The following is a 16,430-nucleotide window of genomic DNA, read 5'->3' on the forward strand; positions in this document are numbered from 1 at the left end:
TCACAAAGCGAGCATCTTCACTCGTACGCAGCTGAGCACGATCACGTGTACGGCGACACCGACTCCCGCGAAAAGCGGTCGACTGGACGCGGGTGCGCGGCTAGACCTTGCCCCATGACCTCATCGAGTTCACCCGCATCGCCGTCCCCCTTCGAAGGGCTGCTCCCCGCCACGCGGCGCGCCCTGCTGCACCGCATCGCGGTCGAGCAGGCCGAAAGGAGGGCGCCCTCGCTCGTCGCCGCCGTAGTGCGGGACGGCCGGATGCTCTGGTCCGGATCGCGCACCTCTGTCGACGGCCACGGCCCGGATGCCGACGTCCAGTACCGCATCGGCTCCATCACGAAGACCTTCACCGCCGTACTGGTCCTGAGGCTGCGCGACGAAGGGCTGCTCGACCTCGGCGACCCCCTGGAGAAGCACCTCCCGGGCACTGCTGCGGGCGGGGCGACCATCGCTCAACTCCTTTCCCACGCCGCTGGGTTGGCTGCCGAGTCGCCCGCGCCATGGTGGGAGCGGACGCCTGGCGATCTGCGCCCGGAGCTTGCCGATGTGCTGGGGGATCAGCCGCAACTGCATCCCGCGGGCCGACTGCACCACTACTCCAACCCGGGCTACACGCTGCTCGGTTCCCTGGTGGAGGCAGTGCGCGGAGTGCCTTGGGAGGAGGCGCTGCGCACCGAGATCCTCGAACCACTCGGACTCGACCGCACGACCACGCAGCCGGTCCACCCCCATGCCGGGGGCTGGGCCGTGCACCCGTGGGCCGATGTGCTGCTGCCCGAACCGTCCGAGGACCTCGGCCTGATGGCCCCCGCAGGACAGCTCTGGTCGACCGCTGCGGACCTCTGCCGTTTCGCCGTCTTCCTCGCCGAGGGCGACGAGCGGGTGCTGAGTGCCGAATCGGTGGCGGAGATGCGCACCCCCGCCGTGGCGCCGGAGCCCGGCGGCTGGGACGGCGGATACGGGCTCGGCCTGCAGCTCGCTCGCTCCGACGACCGTGAACTCGCCGGGCACACCGGCTCGCTGCCCGGATTCGTGGCGGGCCTGTGGGTGAGCGTGGCGGACGGGGTGGCCGCCGTCGCACTCGCCAATGCGACCTCAGGTCCGATGTGCGGCACGCTGGCGGCCGATCTCGTACGGATCGTGGCGGAGGCCGAACCGCGCTTCCCGGAGCCCTGGTGCCCGCTTCCCGAGGCGAATGAGCAACTTCTGGCACTCACCGGACCTTGGTACTGGGGCACGGCCGCCTATGGACTGCGCCTGACCGCCGACCGCGGGGTGGCTCTGGAGCCGCTCCGCGGCACCGGCCGGGCTTCCCGGTTCAAGGCCGCCGCCGATGGCACCTGGGTCGGCCTCGATGGCTATTACCGGGGCGAGACGCTCCGTGCGGTTCGGCGGCCGGACGGCTCGGTGAGCCACCTCGACCTCGGGTCGTTCGTGTTCACACGTGAGCCGTACGGGCCCGAGGCCACGGCAGTGCCGGGTGGTGTGGACCCCGAGGGCTGGCGCGGGATCTGACGTTTCACGTGAAACGGCCCGCTGGGGCCCTGTGAGTCTCTCTAAAGCGTGTTGCAGAAGGCGTGGATTCGGGCATTTCCCTTGTATGCGTGGGGTGTTGAGAGTTGAGCCGTTGTGGGTGGAGACGTTCACGGGCCTGCGGATGTGGCAGTTCGAGCGGCTGCTGAAGGCGGTGCGGGAACGGGGCGGGAACGGGCCTGGTGGCGGTCGGCCGTGGTGCCTGCCGCTGGCCGACCGGGTGCTGCTGGTGGCCGTCTACTACCGTACGAACGTCACCATGCGGCAGCTCGCCCCGCTCTTCGGCGTCTCGCCCGCGACGGTATGCCGGGTGATCCAGCGGTTGCGGCCGCTCCTGGCCATCGAGCCGGCAACCCGTCCGGTCGACGCAGTGGAACGGCTGTGGATCGTGGACGGCACCCTCATCCCGGTCCGCGACCGGAGGACCGGGGCGTCCTCCCGCAACTACCGGTTCTCAGCGAACGTGCAGGTCATCATCGATGCCGACACCAAGCTGGTGGTTGCCGCGGCCTGGCCGGTGCCCGGCAACACCGCTGATGCGAGGGCATGGCGGGACTCCGGCCTGGCCGCAATATGCGAGGGCGTCACCATGCTTGCCGACGGCGCGTACATCAACACCGGACTCGTCGTCCCGCACCGAAAACGTCAAGGACGTGCCCTCCTGCCTGGCGAGGAAGACGACAACGCCGAGCACCGCCGAGTCCGAGCCCGCGTCGAGCACGCCTTCGCCCGCATGAAGCACTTCAAGATCCTCCGCGACTGCCGACAGCGCGGCGACGGTCTGCACCACGCGGTCCAGGCCGTCGCCCACATGCACAACCTCGCCCTGGCCACATGAACCGACCAGGCACCATTTCGGCTCTGACCTGCCCGGACACAACCTTCTGCAACACGCTTTAGGCCGTGTTTCACGTGAAACACGGCCTACAGCGGCTTCTTGAATCCCACATGTGAGGCCTCGAACCCCAGCCGCTCATAGAAGCGGTGAGCGTCGGTGCGGGTGACGTCCGATGTCAGCTGGACCAACTGGCAGCCCTGGCACGCCGATTCGTCGACGGCCCATTCGATGAGCCTGGTGCCGAGCCCGCTGCCGCGCTCGGCGCTGTGAACGCGTACGCCCTCGATGATCGAGCGGGTCGATCCGCGCCGGGAGAGTCCGGGGACGACGGTCAGCTGGAGGGTGCCGACGACCTTGCCACCGCGGGCGGCGACCACCAGATGCTGGTTCGGGTCGCCCGCGAGCCGGTCGTAGGCCATGCGGTAGGGAGTGAGGTCGTCCGGCGACTCCCGCTGGGCGCCCAGCGAGTCGTCCGCGAGCATGGCCACGATCGCCGGGATGTCCTCGGGTGCGGCAGGCCTGATCTCAAGATCGCTCATGGCCCGGAGCGTACGCCCGGCTGCCCTGTGTGTGGAGTGCCCTAGGCAGGGACGTGGAGTTCCTCGACCGTGCGGACCAGGGGCGCCAGTTCAGGGTTCTTCGCCGCTTCGTCCAGCGCCTCGCGTAGAGCCCTGTCGTTGGTGGGCCGGGCTTCGGCGAGCAGGGCCAGTCCGGATTCGGTGACGTCGGTGTAGATGCCGCGCCGGTCGGTGTCGCAGAGGTACCGGGTCAGCAGGCCGCGGTCCTCGAGCCGGGTGACCAGGCGGGTGGTGGCCGACTGGCTGAGGACCACGGCGTCGGCGACCTGCTTCATCTGGAGATGACCGCCGGGGCCACTGTGCTGGCGGCTGAGGACATCGAGCAGGGAGTACTCGCGCACGCTGAGGTCGTGTCCCGACTGCAGGGCGCGCTCGATATGGGCGTCGATCTTGCCGTGCAGCAGGGAGAGTGCGCACCAGCCCTGGGAGAGGGCGGTGAGTGCGGGGTCCGTCGCGGTCATGCGTCTGTCCTCCGTCCGGAGCGGCTTGTCCTCAGGATAGTCCACGACTGCAATAGCCCGCGCTTGAAATTAGTCCGCGTCTGCAATTATTGTGGACGCCCGTAAGGGGCTCACGCAATCTCCTGGAAGGTCATCCCATGCCACTCGCGCTCCTAGCCCTCGCCATCGGGGCGTTCGGTATCGGCACCACAGAATTTGTGATCATGGGGCTGCTCCCCGAGGTCGCCGGAACCTTCGATGTCTCCATCCCCACCGCCGGATACCTCGTCAGCGGCTATGCCCTCGGCGTGATGCTCGGCGCTCCGCTGATGACCATCCTGGGCACCAAGATCAGTCGCAAGCGGATGCTGATGCTGCTGATGGGCCTCTTCATCGTCGGCAACGTGCTCTCCGCGGTCGCGCCCGTCTTCGGGCTGATGCTGGCCGGGCGGGTCGTCGCGTCCCTCGCGCACGGCGCGTTCTTCGGAATCGGCTCGGTCGTCGCGGCCGATCTGGTCGCGCCCGAGAAGAAGGCCGGAGCGATCGCGATGATGTTCACCGGCCTGACCGTCGCCAACGTGGTGGGAGTGCCCTTCGGGACGCTCATCGGTCAGCAGGTCAGCTGGCGCGCGACGTTCTTCGTCGTCGCGGCACTCGGGGTGCTTGGCCTGCTCGGCGTCGCCAAGCTCGTCCCGGACATGCCGAAGGCCGAGGGCGTACGGCTGCGGCACGAGATCGCCGCGTTCCGCAATGTCCAGGTGCTGCTCGCCATGGCGATGACCGTGCTCGGCTTCGGCGGAGTGTTCGCCGCGATCACCTACATCACCCCGATGATGACGAACGTCGCCGGCTACGCCGACACCTCCGTCACCTGGCTGCTCGTCCTCTTCGGCCTCGGCATGGTCACCGGAAACCTCATCGGAGGCCGGTTCGCCGACCGCGCGCTCATGCCGCTGCTCTATGTGTCCCTGTCCGGGCTCGCCCTGGTCCTGGCGCTGTTCACGATGGCCGCCCATGACAAGACCGCGTCCGCCGTCATGATCTTCCTCATCGGCGCACTGGGCTTCGCGACCGTGCCCCCGCTGCAGAAGCGCGTCCTCGACCAGGCAGCAGGCGCACCCACCCTGGCCTCGGCCGTCAACATCGGTGCCTTCAACCTCGGCAACGCACTCTCCGCCTGGCTCGGCGGCATCGTCATCGCGGCCGGTCTCGGCTACACCGCCCCCAACTGGGTCGGAGCCGTACTCGCCGCCGCCGCCGTCGTGCTCGCCATCGTCTCCAGTGCGCTGGAGCGGCGTACGAACGCGGGCAGCCGGATCGTCGCGGGCGGCGTTCCCGAGCCGGTTCGGGCCTCCGCCGTGCACCACTGAATCAACTACCAAGCACTACCAAGGAGTTACCCCTCATGAGCACCACCACCGTCGCCGTAGCCCCGCTCACCACCCACGATGCGGAAGCCCTCGTCGAGGCGGCCCGTTCCGCCGCGGAGGCGGCCGGAGTCACTGTCGCGGTCACCGTCCTCGACGCGGGCGGCCATCTGCTCGCCTTCCGCCGGGACGACCGGGCCGTTCTGATCGCCGGGGAGACCAGCACCCGCAAGGCGTACACGGCGCTCCAGCTGAACGCCCCGACCGCCGACCTGGTGGACGCGGTCCAGCCGGGAGGCCTGTTCCACACCCTGCCGACGGCCCTGGACCGGCCGCTCCTGTTCATCGCGGGCGGTGTTCCCGTCCACCGTGACGGCCGCCTGATCGGCGCGATCGGCGTGGGCGGCGGTGCCCCCGACCAGGACCACGGGTTCGCGAACGCGGCCGTGGAGGCCCTGGCCCGGCGTTGATCGCCGCACGTCCGCCCTCAAGTGCCCGTGGAATCACGGCGCATAGGGGCGGACTCCCATCTGCGGGCGGCTAGCCCGCGGCCACCGTCAGGGGCGCGAAGCGCCGGGTCCAGTCGCCCGGGAGAGCCGGGATGCCGTAGGTCATCACCGCGTTGAAGGCGACCGTCTCCATGCCGGAGACCTTCAGCCAGGTCAGCAGCTCTTCATGGCGTACGTCGACATCCGTGCGCAGCGGGCGGTCCGTGCCGGCCGCGAGCGAGGCGACCAGCGCCTTCGCGGTCTCCGTGTCGCGGGCGATCAGCGGGCCCACCACATGGGTGTTCATGTTGGGCCAGGCAGCCGCGAATCCGATCAGCCCGGCCGAGTCCTCCGCGACCCGCAACTGGTCGCAGAAGGCCGGCAGGCGAGTGATCATGTGCGTGCGGTCCTGCCCGAAGACCTCGGCGTCGAGCCGCAGGATCCTGGGCAGATCGTCGGCGGTCGCGGGGCGGGTCGCCACCGTCGGGGCCGGGCCGGACGGCCGGAAGTGGCCGCTGACCATCTCGGCGCGGCCGGTCGTCTCGAAGCCGAGCTCCTCATACAGCGGTCGCCCGTTAGGTGTGGCATGCAGGGTGAGCGGAGTGCCCTCCAGCTCCCGCATCACGTGCTTCATCAGACGGCGTCCGACGCCCTGCCGGGCGAAGCGCTCGGCCACCAGGACCATGCCGATCGCCGCGAGACCCGGGCCGTACGAGGTGACGACACAGGCGGTGACCAGGCCCTTGCCGTCGGGGGCGTCGATCCCGTACCCGGTGCCCGCCGCGAGCAGGAGTCCCCACTTGTGCTCCTCGCGCGGCCAGCCCCGGTCCTCGGAGAGGTCGGCACAGGCGATCAGGTCTTCGGTGGTCAGGCGGCGCAGGGGGAGCTCGGTGAGCGGTGAGGGCATGAGGGTCAGGTTGTCTGACGCACCGGCGCGGCGTCCACCACTTTCCGGCTCTCGGCACGGTACTTCCGGCCACGCTTCGTCAGCCCCCACGGCTTGAGTACGGAGATCGCCGTCATGAAGAAGTACGCGCTGGAGGAGACGACCGGGGCGGCCACCAGGCTGGTGTCGGGGACTCCGGCCGCGACAGCACGGTTGATCTCGGGCCGCAGCAGGAAGGCCGACAGACAGAGCGTGATGAGGGTCAGCCAGAACTTGATCCAGACCCAGCGATGCCGGGCGAGCCCCCACCGGGTGCCCAGCGAGAGCACAACGCCGGTGCCCAGGGTCACCAGGGCGATGGGCACCAGCAGCCAGTCACCGAAGACCTTCATGGCACGGTACGCGGCCTCGGTCATGGCGGCGGAGTCCGTTGTGTAGGCGGTGATGCCGAGAGCGAGCAGCCCGATCGTCAGCCCCAGCCAGCTCACCGAGACGGCGACATGAGCCACGAGCCAGCGGCGGCGGACGGGCCGCCGTAGATGTTTCACGTGAAACGGCGTGCGGCTCGTACGACCGGATGCGGGGCGAGAGGGATGTTTCACGTGAAACAGCGTGCCGGTGAGGGCCCGGGTGAGGCGTCCCACAGGGGGAGTAACCCCACCTACTAACCTCGGCGTACATGGCGAGACTTCACCTCTTCGACCTCGACGGAACGCTCATGCGGGGCTCCGCCGCACCGGTCGAGATATCCCGGCAGCTTGGAGTGCTCAGCGAAATAGGCGAGCTGGAGCGGGAGCTGTCCGCAGGCCGGATCGGGCCGCCCGAGTACGCGGTGCGCGTGCATGCCCTGTGGTCCGGGCTCACCGAGGTGCATGTGGCGAATGCCTTCGCGACCGCTCCCTGGCTCACCGGGATCCAGGACGTCTGGCGGGAGATCCGCGAGCGGGGCGACTACTGCGCCGTCATCTCGCTCTCCCCTTCCTTCTTCGTGGAACGGCTGCTCGCCTGGGGCGCCCACGCCGCCCACGGCTCTGTCTTCCCGGACGTTCCCTTCACGCGGCCCGTGGACCCCGCCGGGATTCTCAGCCCGGCGGCCAAGGTGGGCGTCATGAACCGCCTGTGCGCCGAGTTCGGCGTCGGCCCCCGGAGCTGTGTGGCGTACGGGGACTCGATGTCCGACGTGGACCTCTTCGCGGCGGTGCCCGTGTCGGTCGCGGTGAACGCGGACCACCATCTCGCGGGCCTCGCCACCCACACGTACACGGGCGGCGACCTGCGTGAGGCCTACGCGCTGGTGCGCGGCGCGGGGTGAGCGGCCCGGCTAGCCCAGGTCGGGTGCGTGCATGGCCCGCACGCCCTCGATGTTGCCGTCCAGGTAGTGCCTGAGGGACAGCGGGACGAGGTGCACCGAGGCGATGCCGACGCGGGTGAACGGGATGCGGACGATCTCGTACTCCCCGCAGGGCTCCTCGATCTCGGGGCCGTGCCGCAGCGAGGGATCCATGGAATCGAGGCGGCAGACGAAGAAGTGCTGCACCTTCACGCCGGTCGCGCCGCCGTCGGCCCCGATGTGCTCGACGGTGTCGACGAAGCACGGCACCACGTCGGTGATCTTCGCGCCGAGCTCCTCGTGCACCTCGCGGTGCAGGGCCTCGACGACGGTGGAGTCCTCGGGTTCGACGCCGCCACCTGGGGTGAGCCAGTACGGATCCATGCCGGGCTTGGTGCGCTTGATCAGAATCAGGTCGTCGCCGTCGAGCAGAACGGCTCGTGCGGTGCGCTTGACCACTGGACGTACGGTCATGGGAGAAATGTGGCCCGATGGGACCCCTGCGAAACTCCCCGGGCCTCCCCCGCAGCTCCTCAACCCCAGTCGACCGCAGCGCGCAGCAGCCATTCCTGCGCCCGCGCGATGTGCGCGAGGCCCAGTGTGCCGGTGCGCACCGCCAGGAAATACGTGCGCAGCGGCGGCACCGGAGGGTCGAGCAGCGCCACCACCTGGCCCTCCTCCAGGGCTGTCTCGCACAGATAGCGCGGCAGCACGGCCAGGCCCGCTCCGGCCGCCACCGCGGCGAGGACCGCCCGCAGGTCGGGGGCGACGACCGCGCCCGCGGCGGCGGGTTTGGCGTCGAACACCGACGCCCAGTAGCGCGTCACCAGCGGCAGCGACTCGTGGACCTCGACCACGGGTATGGGCTCCAGGACCTCGGGCCCGCCGTGGCGCAGCACCCCGGGACCGAGCCGTGCCGCCCAGCGAACCCCGGCGACCAGCACGTGTTCCTCGTCGCACAGCGGAGTCGAGGACAGCAGCCGGCCGCGCGGACGGGCGGTGGCGATGGCGAGATCGTGGTGTCCGGCGGCCAGGCCCTCCAGGGTCTCCTCGGCATTGCCGAAGGAGGCCCGCAGCGCGAGGCCGTGCGGGAGGAGCCGGGTGAGCGCGGGCAGGGCGCGCAGCGAGGTGAACTCCGGCGGCCCGGCCAGGTGCAGGGTCCGCAGGCCCGGCTCCTCGCTGAGGCCGGCCTCGGTGATCTCGACGAGCGCGTCCAGGTGCGGCGCGGCCCGCTGGGCCAGTTCGTCGCCGATGGTCGTCGGGGTCACCCCGCGCGCCTGGCGCAGGAAGAGGGGGCGGCCCAACTGCCGCTCCAGGGTGCGTATCTGGCTGGTCACCGCGGGCTGTGAGAGCCCGAGCAACGCCGCGGCCCGGGTGAAGGAGCCGGCCCGGTGCACGGTGACGAACGTACGCAGCAGGGCAAGATCCATGCTGTGCCCTCCCGTCCTGAACTGCCTCACGACGTCCCCGGCCGGACACAACTATAAATATGTCGATAGGTCTCTGTCGCTACCGTGATTGGACACTGACGCAGAGTCAACTAGCCTTGTCCGAGCGGTTCTTGGCGCGCGAGAACCGGGGCGGTCCGAGCCATGAGGGGGGAGGCTCGGACCGTCCGTCTTACGTATCGCTTCTGGCTTGATCCGCTCTGTGGGCACCGCCGCGGGCAGGAAAGCGGACGCCTCGGACGCCCCTGCTCAGCCCGCCGCGCCCGCCTCGTCCAGTGCGCGTTCCACGTCCGCGATCAGGTCCGGGGCGTCCTCCGCGCCGACCGAGAAGCGGATGAAGCCCTCCGACACCGCGTCGCCGCCCCAGCGGCCGCGGCGTTCAGCGGTGGAACGCACACTGCCGAAGCTCGTGGCGTCGTCGACCAGGCTCAGCGCTTCCAGGAACCGTTCGGCGAAGGCACGGTCGGGCAGGTCGAAGGAGACCACACAGCCGAAGCGCCGCATCTGAGCCGAGGCCAGGCGGTAGGAGGGGTCCGAGGGCAGGCCCGGGTAGCGCAGGCCCGTCACCTCGGCGCGCTTGGTCAGCGCCTCGGCCAGGGCCAGGGCGTTCGCGGCCTGCCGGTCGGCGCGCAGATGCAGTGTCGCGAGGGAGCGGTGGGCCAGCCATGCCTCCATCGGGCCCGGGATCGCCCCGACGACCTTGCGCCACTTGCGTACCCGTGCGGCGAGGTTTGGATCGCGGCACACCACATAGCCGAGCAGAAGGTCGCCGTGCCCGGTCAGGCCCTTGGTGCCGCTGGCGACCGCGAAGTCCGCGCCGAGTTCGAGGGGACGCTGCCCGAGCGGCGTGGCCAGCGTGTTGTCGACCGCCACCAGCGCGCCCGCGTCGTGTGCGGCCCGGGCGAGGCGCCGTACGTCGCACACATCGAGCCCCGGATTGGAGGGGGTCTCGATCCACAGCAGCTTCACGCCGTCCAGGTGGGCCAGTTGGGCATCGGCGGCGGTCGGCGCGGTGCGCACCTCGATGCCGTACGCCTCCAACTGCTCGCGGACCAGCGGCAGGGCCTGATAGCCGTCGTCCGGCAGGACCACAGTGTCGCCGGAGCGCGCCTGGGAGAGCAGCACGGCCGAGATCGCCGCCATCCCGGAGGCGAAGACGATCGCCTCGGCGCTCTCGTCGGGGGACTCCAGCTCGACTATGGCCCGCTCCAGATGGGTCCATGTCGGGTTGGTGTCGCGGCCGTAGGTGTACGGTCCGGCCGCCTCGCCGGGCAGATGGAAGTGGGCGGCGAACACCGGCCCGGGCAGGGTGGGCTCGAAGGCCACCGGCTCGGGAAGCCCGGCGCGTACGGATCGAGTGCCGTCACCTGTCATGCCACACGCTCCATTTCCGTCGCGGGGATCGAGCTGGGAGAACCAGCGGAACGGGGGGTCGCCAACCTTCAGTCCTTGTCGTCGGGCAGGACGACGTGCATCGCCCAGGACACGATCGAGATGATCAGGGCGCCGACCACGGCGGTCCAGAAGCCCTCGACGTGGAAGCTGAGGTTCAGCTTGTCGGCGAGCCACGAGGTGAGGAGCAGCATCAACGCGTTGATCACCAGGGTGATCAGGCCGAGCGTGAGGATGAAGAGGGGGAACGACAGAAACTTCACGACGGGCTTCACGACGAAATTCACCACGCCGAAGATCAGCGCGACCAGAACCAGCGTCAACGCCTTCTTGCCGGTGTTGTCGCCGGTCAGGGTGATGTTCTTCACGAGCCAGATGGCCACCGCGAGAGCGGCCGCGTTGGCGATCGTCTTGACTACAAAATTCTTCATGGGTCTGATCGTGGCAGACCTGATCGGCACAAGCGCAGGGGCAGAGGACGATGAAAGATTTCCGGCTCGACGAGTTGGAGGCGGAGCGGGCCGCCAACGACGGTGCGTACCTGCAGTTTCTGCGCGAGCGGAACATGTCGGCGGGCCTTTACGCCCTCGACGCGGGCGCGCACGACCCTCAGTCTCCGCACGCCCAGGACGAGATCTACTTCGTGGTCAGCGGCCGCGCCTCGATCACCGTGGGTCTGGAGACGACGCAGGTCGCGCGGGGCAGCGTGGTCTACGTGCCGGCCGGGGTGGCGCACAAGTTCCACCACATCACCGAGGACCTGAGGGTTCTGGTCGTCTTCTCTCCGCCTGAGAGCTGAGGGCAGCCCCCGATTCTCCCTAGGGGTTCGGTCAGGGGAGTCCAAGGGCTGCGAGGGCCCCGCTCGGTACCCTCTCGCCCCTAGCATCGAGAGTGTCGAAAGCACAGAACTCGTGAACTGACAGAAATACCGACAGAAAGAGGTAGGGACGATGGCGGCACGGGAGATATTCGCGGGGATGCCCTGGTGGGTGAAGTGGGTCGCCGTGCCCGTCATCGCCCTGGTCGTGTTCGGCGGCCTGATCGCGAGCGTGGTCGGCTTCCTGTTCGGGCTGCTCTTCAAGGTCCTGGTCTTCGTGGCCCTGGTCGGCGGAGTGATCTACCTGGTGCGCAGGTTCATGTCCTCCTCGTCCTCCTCGCACAGCGACTGGTAGCCGGGTCCGGGCGGACCACAAACTCCGCCCGGCGCCCGCACCGCGCCGGCCCAGGGCCCGGACGGACGCGGCGAGCCGCGTCCGGGGCACACGGGGATTAGCCCGGCCGGGGGAACGGACCGGGCCGAACCCCCTTCCTCCATGAGGTCGGCCATTAGAGTGGCAAGGCTCTGCCGCCCCTTGGGAATTACGGGTCCTGACCGCATCCGACACCGGTCCGACCGGCCCGTTCCGCCGACCCCGGGATCACGGCGGGCGCGCGGGGGCGGCCCCCGCGGGCGGGCGTGTTGCCCGTCAGCACGCCTGGGGGTGACCTGTGGCCACGGCTTCGAATGCCGCCGTCCCTACCCTGATCGGCTCGGTCCAGCGGGCCCTGCGCCTGCTGGAAGCAGTGGGCACCCACCTGGACGGCGCCCCCGCCAAGCAGCTGGCGCGCGAGGCCGGACTGCCGCTGCCCACCGCGTACCACCTGCTGCGGACCCTGACCCACGAGGGCTATCTGCGCCGCGAGAACGGGGTGTTCGTCTTCGGACCGGCGGCCGAGCGGCTGGCGGACGGCGGAGCCCGGCAGAGCCGACGCAACAAGATCACCAACTCGCTGGGCCGCTGGCGGGACTCCATCGGGGTGCCCGTCTACTTCGCTGTCTACCGCGAGGGTGAGATCGAGATCGCCGGGGTTGCCGACACCCCTTCCGCGCCCGCCGTCGAGGAATGGGCCGACTTCCGCGAGACCGGGCACGCCCACGCGATCGGCCAGTGCCTGCTCGGCCAGCTCGACGACCGCGCCCGCGAGGACTACCTGGACCGGCATCCGGTCGAGGCGATCACCCCCTACACCGTGCGGGACCGGCGCGCCCTGTCCGAACGGCTGGCGGCTACGGAGCGTACGCAACCCGTCATCGAACGGCAGGAGTACGCGCTGGGTACCGTCTGTGCCGCCATCCCCGTCACGGCCGGCTCCAGCGTCGCGACCATGGCCATTTCCGTACCCCTTGACCAGCAAGAACGCCTGCTGCCGGCCATTGAGCGGCTACGCGGCGAGGTGGGGGGCCTGCTTGGTTCGCTCGCATTCTCTATCAGTATCTGAAAACTCACTCCTTGTGATCTGCTACCGCTTCCAGCACGATTGCGTCAAGAGGGCCACGGTGGATCATTCCTGGCCAGTTTCAGCTAAAGCGGGGTTCGTGAGATGCGTGAATCGGTTCAGGCAGAAGTCATGATGAGCTTCCTCGTCTCCGAGGAGCTTTCCTTCCGGATCCCGGTGGAGCTGACGTACGACGCGATGGATCCTTACGCGGTGCGCATGACCTTCCACCTTCCCGGCGACGCGCCGGTCACCTGGGCATTTGGCCGTGAACTGCTGCTCGACGGCATCAACGGGCCTGCCGGGGACGGTGATGTGCGGGTCGAGCCGAGCGGGCCCGAGGAGCTTTCCGATGTGCACATCCGCCTTCAGGTGGGCGGCGACCACGCCCTCTTCCGGGCCGGCGCGGCGCCCCTGGTGGCCTTCCTGGACCGCACCGACAAGCTCGTACCGCTGGGCCAGGAATGGACGCTCGGCGAGTTCGACGAGCATCTGGAGGACGCGCTCGGGCGCATCCTCGCCGAAGAGAACGCCGGCTGAGCGGCTACTTCTTGCGGCGGTGGCCGCCTCCGCTGCGTACCGCACTCGAGCGCGACGGTCTGCGGGCCTCGGCGGCCGGGCGGTCGGCGGAGACCACCAGAGCGGCGAGCGCCGTGGTCAGCGGCACCGAGGCGACCAGGCCGATCGATCCGACCAGGGTGCGGACGATCTCCTCGGCGACCAGCTCGCTGTTGGCCACCGTGCCCACGCTGCTCTGCGCGATCGAGAACAGCAGCAGCAGGGGCAGCGCCGCGCCCGCGTAGGCGAGCACCAGCGTGTTGACCACCGAGGCGATGTGGTCGCGGCCGATCCGGATGCCCGCCCGGTACAGGCCGCGCGGGCCCATCGTCGGGTTCGCCTCGTGCAGCTCCCACACCGCCGATGTCTGAGTGACCGTCACGTCGTCGAGGACGCCGAGCGAGCCGATGATGACGCCGGCGAGCAGCAGGCCGGACATGTCGATGTTCGGATAGAGGCCGTGGATCAGGCCGGTGTTGTCGTCGGTGTTCCCGGTGAGCGAGGCCCAGCCGATGAAGAGCGAGCCGAGCAGCCCGATCAGCATCAGTGAGACGAGGGTGCCGAGGACGGCGACGGAGGTGCGTGCGGACAGGCCGTGGCACATGTAGAGCGCGATCAGCATGATGGCGCTGGCCCCGACCACCGCCACGAGCAGCGGATTGGAGCCCTGCAGCACCGCCGGGAGGATGAACAGCGTCAGCACGGCGAACGAGACCACCAGGGCGACGAGCGCCATCACCCCGCGCAGCCGACCGACGACCACGACGGCGAGCGCGAAGATCCCGGCGAGCAGCGCCATGGGGAGCCTGCGGTTCACGTCCGTCACCGAATACTGCAGGTCATGGGGTGCGTCGGGGGCGTACGCGACGATCACGCCCTGGCCCGCGTGCAACTGGCGGGGCGAGTCGGGCTGGACGATCTCGGTGAAGGTGCGGCCCTTCTCCTTGCCCGAGGTGACCTCGACGGTGGCCTTGCCGCACAGACCCTGCTGAGCGTTTCTGGCCTGCTGGCCCTCGGCGGTGGAGGTGTCGCCGTTCGACGGGGTCTGACCGGCGTTGACCGACTTGCAGTCCACCTTGTCCACTTTGATGACCTTGGCCTGCTGGGTCTGGCGGTCGAAGCCGACGCCGGTGCGCTGGTGCGCCGGGGCACCACCCGGCCAGAGCACCACGAGGCCCACAAGTACCGCTGTGGAAAAAGGAATCAGCACAGCGGCGATGACTTTGCGCAGGTGCTTGGAGACGGGGGCCGCGGGTCCGTGGCTGTGCGCGTGGCCGTGCCCGTGGCCGTGTCCGCCGTGCTGGCGCGGAAGGTGCGGTTCTGGTGAGGTCACCGACCGATCATCGCAAGAACCGAGGGGGCCCTCTGTTCAGCGCGCCCGTGATGACGCTAGCGTGGTGACACCTTTGCACACGCGGGAGCTCGGAGCACCGGGCTGAGAGGGCGCTGAAATCCGTACGAACCGTACGGGAACGGCTGCGCCGACCGCCGAACCTGTTACCGGGTAATGCCGGCGTAGGGAGTAGGTCTCATGACCATTCAGGACGCACGCACGCCTGCCTCCAGCACTGAGGAGAGCGGGAAGTCCATCGGCTGGCACAAGGGGTACGTGGAGGGTTCGCGCCCCGACCTCCGGGTGCCGGTCCGCCAGGTGCACCTCACCAACGGCAAGGACGTGACGCTGTACGACACGTCGGGGCCGTACACCGACCCGAACGTCGAGACCGACGTCCGCCGAGGCCTCGCCCCGCTCCGGGAGAACTGGATCATCGGGCGCGGCGACACCGAGGAGTACGCGGGCCGGCCGGTCCGCCCCGAGGACGACGGCATCAAGCACACCTCGCCGCGCGGGGGCCTCAAGAACCTCGACGCGGTCTTCCCGGGCCGCCCGCGCCAGCCCCGCCGGGGCCGCGGCGGCCAGGCCGTCACCCAGCTCGCGTACGCGCGCCGCGGCGAGATCACCCCGGAGATGGAGTACGTCGCGATCCGCGAGAACGTCTCCCCCGAGGTCGTCCGCGAGGAGATCGCGGCGGGCCGTGCCGTGCTGCCCGCCAACATCAACCACCCCGAGATCGAGCCGATGATCATCGGCAAGCGGTTCCTGGTGAAGGTCAACGCCAACATCGGGAACTCCGCGGTCACCTCCTCCATCGAGGAGGAGGTCGACAAGATGACCTGGGCCACCCAGTGGGGCGCGGACACGGTCATGGACCTCTCCACGGGCCGCAACATCCACACCACCCGTGAGTGGGTCCTGCGCAACTCCCCCGTCCCCATCGGCACGGTGCCGCTGTACCAGGCCCTGGAGAAGGTCGACGGCCGCGCCGAGGAACTGACCTGGGACATCTACAAGGACACGGTCATCGAGCAGGCCGAGCAGGGCGTCGACTACATGACGGTCCACGCCGGCGTGCTGCTGCGGTACGTGCCGCTGACCGCCCGCCGCAAGACCGGCATCGTCTCGCGCGGCGGATCGATCATGGCCGCCTGGTGCCTGGCGCACCACAAGGAATCGTTCCTGTACGAGAACTTCGAGGAGCTCTGCGAGATCCTCGCGGCGTACGACGTGACGTACTCGCTGGGCGACGGCCTGCGGCCCGGTTCCATCGCGGACGCCAACGACGAGGCCCAGTTCGCGGAGCTGCGCACGCTCGGGGAACTCAACACGATCGCCAAGCGTCACAACGTACAGACGATGATCGAGGGCCCGGGACACGTCCCGATGCACAAGATCAAGGAGAACATCGACCTCCAGCAGGAGATCTGCGAGGAGGCCCCGTTCTACACCCTGGGGCCGCTGACCACCGATGTGGCGCCCGCCTACGACCACATCACCTCCGGCATCGGTGCGGCGATGATCGCCTGGTGGGGCACCGCGATGCTCTGCTACGTCACGCCCAAGGAGCACCTCGGCCTGCCCAACCGGGACGACGTGAAGACCGGCGTCATCACGTACAAGATCGCCGCACACGCGGCGGACCTGGCCAAGGGGCACCCGGGCGCGCAGGAGTGGGACGACGCACTCTCGGACGCCCGGTTCGAGTTCCGCTGGGAGGACCAGTTCAACCTGGCCCTCGACCCGGACACCGCCCGGGAGTTCCACGACGAGACGCTGCCCGCGGAGCCGGCCAAGACCGCGCACTTCTGCTCGATGTGCGGTCCGAAGTTCTGCTCGATGAAGATCTCCCAGGACATTCGCCGCGAGCACGGCGGCGACCTGAAGTCCGACGAGATCGAGGCCGGAATGGCGGAGAAGTCCAAGGAGTTCGCGGACGCGGGCAACCGGGTCTATCTGCCGATCGCCGACTGAGGT

General features: G+C 69.4%; 19 protein-coding genes. 10 read left to right on the forward strand and 9 right to left on the reverse strand.

Annotated elements, in window-relative coordinates:
* Positions 1-114: 114 nt before the first annotated feature.
* Together IE206_RS24925 and IE206_RS24930 are read left to right on the forward strand one after the other, a co-directional pair.
* A complete protein-coding gene (locus tag IE206_RS24925; protein WP_189965715.1) occupies positions 115-1,518 on the forward strand; it encodes a serine hydrolase domain-containing protein in 1,404 nt (467 codons plus the stop codon).
* An 85-nt stretch (positions 1,519-1,603) separates the two neighbouring features.
* A complete protein-coding gene (locus IE206_RS24930; protein WP_189965717.1) occupies positions 1,604-2,374 on the forward strand; it encodes a transposase family protein in 771 nt (256 codons plus the stop codon).
* 86 nt (positions 2,375-2,460) lie between these two features.
* On the opposite strand, the gene IE206_RS24935 is transcribed toward IE206_RS24930, so the two are convergent.
* Positions 2,461-2,913, reverse strand: a complete 453-nt coding sequence (locus tag IE206_RS24935) for a GNAT family N-acetyltransferase (RefSeq protein WP_189965719.1) — start codon at positions 2,911-2,913, stop codon at positions 2,461-2,463.
* A gap of 41 nt (positions 2,914-2,954) precedes the next feature.
* Positions 2,955-3,413, reverse strand: a complete 459-nt coding sequence (locus tag IE206_RS24940) for a MarR family winged helix-turn-helix transcriptional regulator (RefSeq protein WP_189965721.1) — start codon at positions 3,411-3,413, stop codon at positions 2,955-2,957.
* Between the two features lie 137 nt (positions 3,414-3,550).
* On the opposite strand from IE206_RS24940, the gene IE206_RS24945 reads away from it, so the two are divergent.
* Together IE206_RS24945 and IE206_RS24950 are read left to right on the forward strand one after the other, a co-directional pair.
* Positions 3,551-4,762, forward strand: coding sequence for an MFS transporter (locus IE206_RS24945; RefSeq protein WP_189965723.1), 1,212 nt, complete (start codon positions 3,551-3,553; stop codon positions 4,760-4,762).
* A 35-nt stretch (positions 4,763-4,797) separates the two neighbouring features.
* Entirely contained in the window at positions 4,798-5,229 is a 432-nt protein-coding gene (locus IE206_RS24950) for a GlcG/HbpS family heme-binding protein (protein ID WP_189965725.1), read from the forward strand.
* Positions 5,230-5,299: 70 nt separating this feature from the next.
* Here IE206_RS24950 and IE206_RS24955 read toward each other — a convergent pair whose 3' ends face one another.
* Together IE206_RS24955 and IE206_RS24960 are read right to left on the reverse strand one after the other, a co-directional pair.
* Positions 5,300-6,154, reverse strand: coding sequence for a GNAT family N-acetyltransferase (locus IE206_RS24955; RefSeq protein ID WP_189965727.1), 855 nt, complete (start codon positions 6,152-6,154; stop codon positions 5,300-5,302).
* 5 nt (positions 6,155-6,159) lie between these two features.
* Entirely contained in the window at positions 6,160-6,681 is a 522-nt protein-coding gene (locus IE206_RS24960) for a DUF2269 domain-containing protein (RefSeq protein ID WP_189965729.1), read from the reverse strand.
* A 131-nt stretch (positions 6,682-6,812) separates the two neighbouring features.
* On the opposite strand from IE206_RS24960, the gene IE206_RS24965 reads away from it, so the two are divergent.
* A complete protein-coding gene (locus IE206_RS24965; protein ID WP_189965731.1) occupies positions 6,813-7,445 on the forward strand; it encodes an HAD family hydrolase in 633 nt (210 codons plus the stop codon).
* 9 nt (positions 7,446-7,454) lie between these two features.
* Here IE206_RS24965 and IE206_RS24970 read toward each other — a convergent pair whose 3' ends face one another.
* The 4 genes from IE206_RS24970 to IE206_RS24985 form a co-directional block, all read right to left on the reverse strand.
* Positions 7,455-7,937 carry an NUDIX domain-containing protein gene (locus IE206_RS24970; protein ID WP_053724685.1) on the reverse strand — a complete coding sequence of 161 codons (483 nt, stop codon included), beginning with the start codon at positions 7,935-7,937 and terminating at the stop codon, positions 7,455-7,457.
* 59 nt (positions 7,938-7,996) lie between these two features.
* On the reverse strand, positions 7,997-8,893 hold the full coding sequence (locus tag IE206_RS24975; RefSeq protein WP_189965733.1) for a LysR family transcriptional regulator: 897 nt from the start codon (positions 8,891-8,893) through the stop codon (positions 7,997-7,999).
* Between the two features lie 267 nt (positions 8,894-9,160).
* Positions 9,161-10,285 (reverse strand): cystathionine gamma-lyase, encoded by a 1,125-nt coding sequence (locus tag IE206_RS24980; protein WP_189965735.1) that lies wholly within the window; start codon positions 10,283-10,285, stop codon positions 9,161-9,163.
* 68 nt (positions 10,286-10,353) lie between these two features.
* Positions 10,354-10,734, reverse strand: coding sequence for a phage holin family protein (locus IE206_RS24985; protein WP_189965738.1), 381 nt, complete (start codon positions 10,732-10,734; stop codon positions 10,354-10,356).
* 50 nt (positions 10,735-10,784) lie between these two features.
* On the opposite strand from IE206_RS24985, the gene IE206_RS24990 reads away from it, so the two are divergent.
* The 4 genes from IE206_RS24990 to IE206_RS25005 all read left to right on the forward strand — a co-directional run bounded on the left by IE206_RS24990 (position 10,785) and on the right by IE206_RS25005 (position 13,099).
* Positions 10,785-11,102 carry a cupin domain-containing protein gene (locus IE206_RS24990; RefSeq protein ID WP_189965740.1) on the forward strand — a complete coding sequence of 106 codons (318 nt, stop codon included), beginning with the start codon at positions 10,785-10,787 and terminating at the stop codon, positions 11,100-11,102.
* Positions 11,103-11,253: 151 nt separating this feature from the next.
* Complete coding sequence (locus tag IE206_RS24995) at positions 11,254-11,475, forward strand: DUF5326 family protein (protein WP_189965742.1); 222 nt, start codon at positions 11,254-11,256, stop codon at positions 11,473-11,475.
* A 316-nt stretch (positions 11,476-11,791) separates the two neighbouring features.
* The gene (locus tag IE206_RS25000; RefSeq protein ID WP_189965744.1) at positions 11,792-12,562 is read left to right on the forward strand and encodes an IclR family transcriptional regulator; all 771 of its coding nucleotides are present in this window, start codon (positions 11,792-11,794) and stop codon (positions 12,560-12,562) included.
* Between the two features lie 102 nt (positions 12,563-12,664).
* On the forward strand, positions 12,665-13,099 hold the full coding sequence (locus IE206_RS25005) for an SsgA family sporulation/cell division regulator (protein ID WP_189965746.1): 435 nt from the start codon (positions 12,665-12,667) through the stop codon (positions 13,097-13,099).
* Between the two features lie 4 nt (positions 13,100-13,103).
* Here IE206_RS25005 and IE206_RS25010 read toward each other — a convergent pair whose 3' ends face one another.
* Positions 13,104-14,450, reverse strand: coding sequence for a YibE/F family protein (locus IE206_RS25010; protein ID WP_189965748.1), 1,347 nt, complete (start codon positions 14,448-14,450; stop codon positions 13,104-13,106).
* A gap of 198 nt (positions 14,451-14,648) precedes the next feature.
* Here IE206_RS25010 and thiC point away from each other — a divergent pair, with 198 nt between their 5' ends.
* Positions 14,649-16,427: a phosphomethylpyrimidine synthase ThiC gene (thiC, locus tag IE206_RS25015; protein WP_226598987.1), complete on the forward strand. Its 1,779-nt coding sequence runs from the start codon at positions 14,649-14,651 to the stop codon at positions 16,425-16,427.
* The last annotated feature ends 3 nt before the right edge of the window (positions 16,428-16,430 follow it).

The sequence above is a fragment of the Streptomyces violascens genome (assembly GCF_014649955.1).
Classification (GTDB): domain Bacteria; phylum Actinomycetota; class Actinomycetes; order Streptomycetales; family Streptomycetaceae; genus Streptomyces; species Streptomyces violascens.

What these genes read in the sequence shown, in the direction of transcription:
- IE206_RS24955 (WP_189965727.1), bottom strand. Translation starts at nt 6,154, where the DNA reads ATGCCCTCACCGCTCACCGAGCTCCCCCTGCGCCGCCTGACCACCGAA.
- IE206_RS24930 (WP_189965717.1), top strand. Translation starts at nt 1,604, where the DNA reads ATGCGTGGGGTGTTGAGAGTTGAGCCGTTGTGGGTGGAGACGTTCACG.
- IE206_RS24985 (WP_189965738.1), bottom strand. Translation starts at nt 10,734, where the DNA reads ATGAAGAATTTTGTAGTCAAGACGATCGCCAACGCGGCCGCTCTCGCG.
- IE206_RS24970 (WP_053724685.1), bottom strand. Translation starts at nt 7,937, where the DNA reads ATGACCGTACGTCCAGTGGTCAAGCGCACCGCACGAGCCGTTCTGCTC.
- IE206_RS24945 (WP_189965723.1), top strand. Translation starts at nt 3,551, where the DNA reads ATGCCACTCGCGCTCCTAGCCCTCGCCATCGGGGCGTTCGGTATCGGC.
- IE206_RS24975 (WP_189965733.1), bottom strand. Translation starts at nt 8,893, where the DNA reads ATGGATCTTGCCCTGCTGCGTACGTTCGTCACCGTGCACCGGGCCGGC.
- IE206_RS24965 (WP_189965731.1), top strand. Translation starts at nt 6,813, where the DNA reads ATGGCGAGACTTCACCTCTTCGACCTCGACGGAACGCTCATGCGGGGC.
- thiC (WP_226598987.1), top strand. Translation starts at nt 14,649, where the DNA reads ATGACCATTCAGGACGCACGCACGCCTGCCTCCAGCACTGAGGAGAGC.
- IE206_RS24995 (WP_189965742.1), top strand. Translation starts at nt 11,254, where the DNA reads ATGGCGGCACGGGAGATATTCGCGGGGATGCCCTGGTGGGTGAAGTGG.
- IE206_RS24950 (WP_189965725.1), top strand. Translation starts at nt 4,798, where the DNA reads ATGAGCACCACCACCGTCGCCGTAGCCCCGCTCACCACCCACGATGCG.
- IE206_RS24925 (WP_189965715.1), top strand. Translation starts at nt 115, where the DNA reads ATGACCTCATCGAGTTCACCCGCATCGCCGTCCCCCTTCGAAGGGCTG.
- IE206_RS24940 (WP_189965721.1), bottom strand. Translation starts at nt 3,413, where the DNA reads ATGACCGCGACGGACCCCGCACTCACCGCCCTCTCCCAGGGCTGGTGC.
- IE206_RS25005 (WP_189965746.1), top strand. Translation starts at nt 12,665, where the DNA reads ATGCGTGAATCGGTTCAGGCAGAAGTCATGATGAGCTTCCTCGTCTCC.
- IE206_RS24990 (WP_189965740.1), top strand. Translation starts at nt 10,785, where the DNA reads ATGAAAGATTTCCGGCTCGACGAGTTGGAGGCGGAGCGGGCCGCCAAC.
- IE206_RS24980 (WP_189965735.1), bottom strand. Translation starts at nt 10,285, where the DNA reads ATGACAGGTGACGGCACTCGATCCGTACGCGCCGGGCTTCCCGAGCCG.
- IE206_RS24935 (WP_189965719.1), bottom strand. Translation starts at nt 2,913, where the DNA reads ATGAGCGATCTTGAGATCAGGCCTGCCGCACCCGAGGACATCCCGGCG.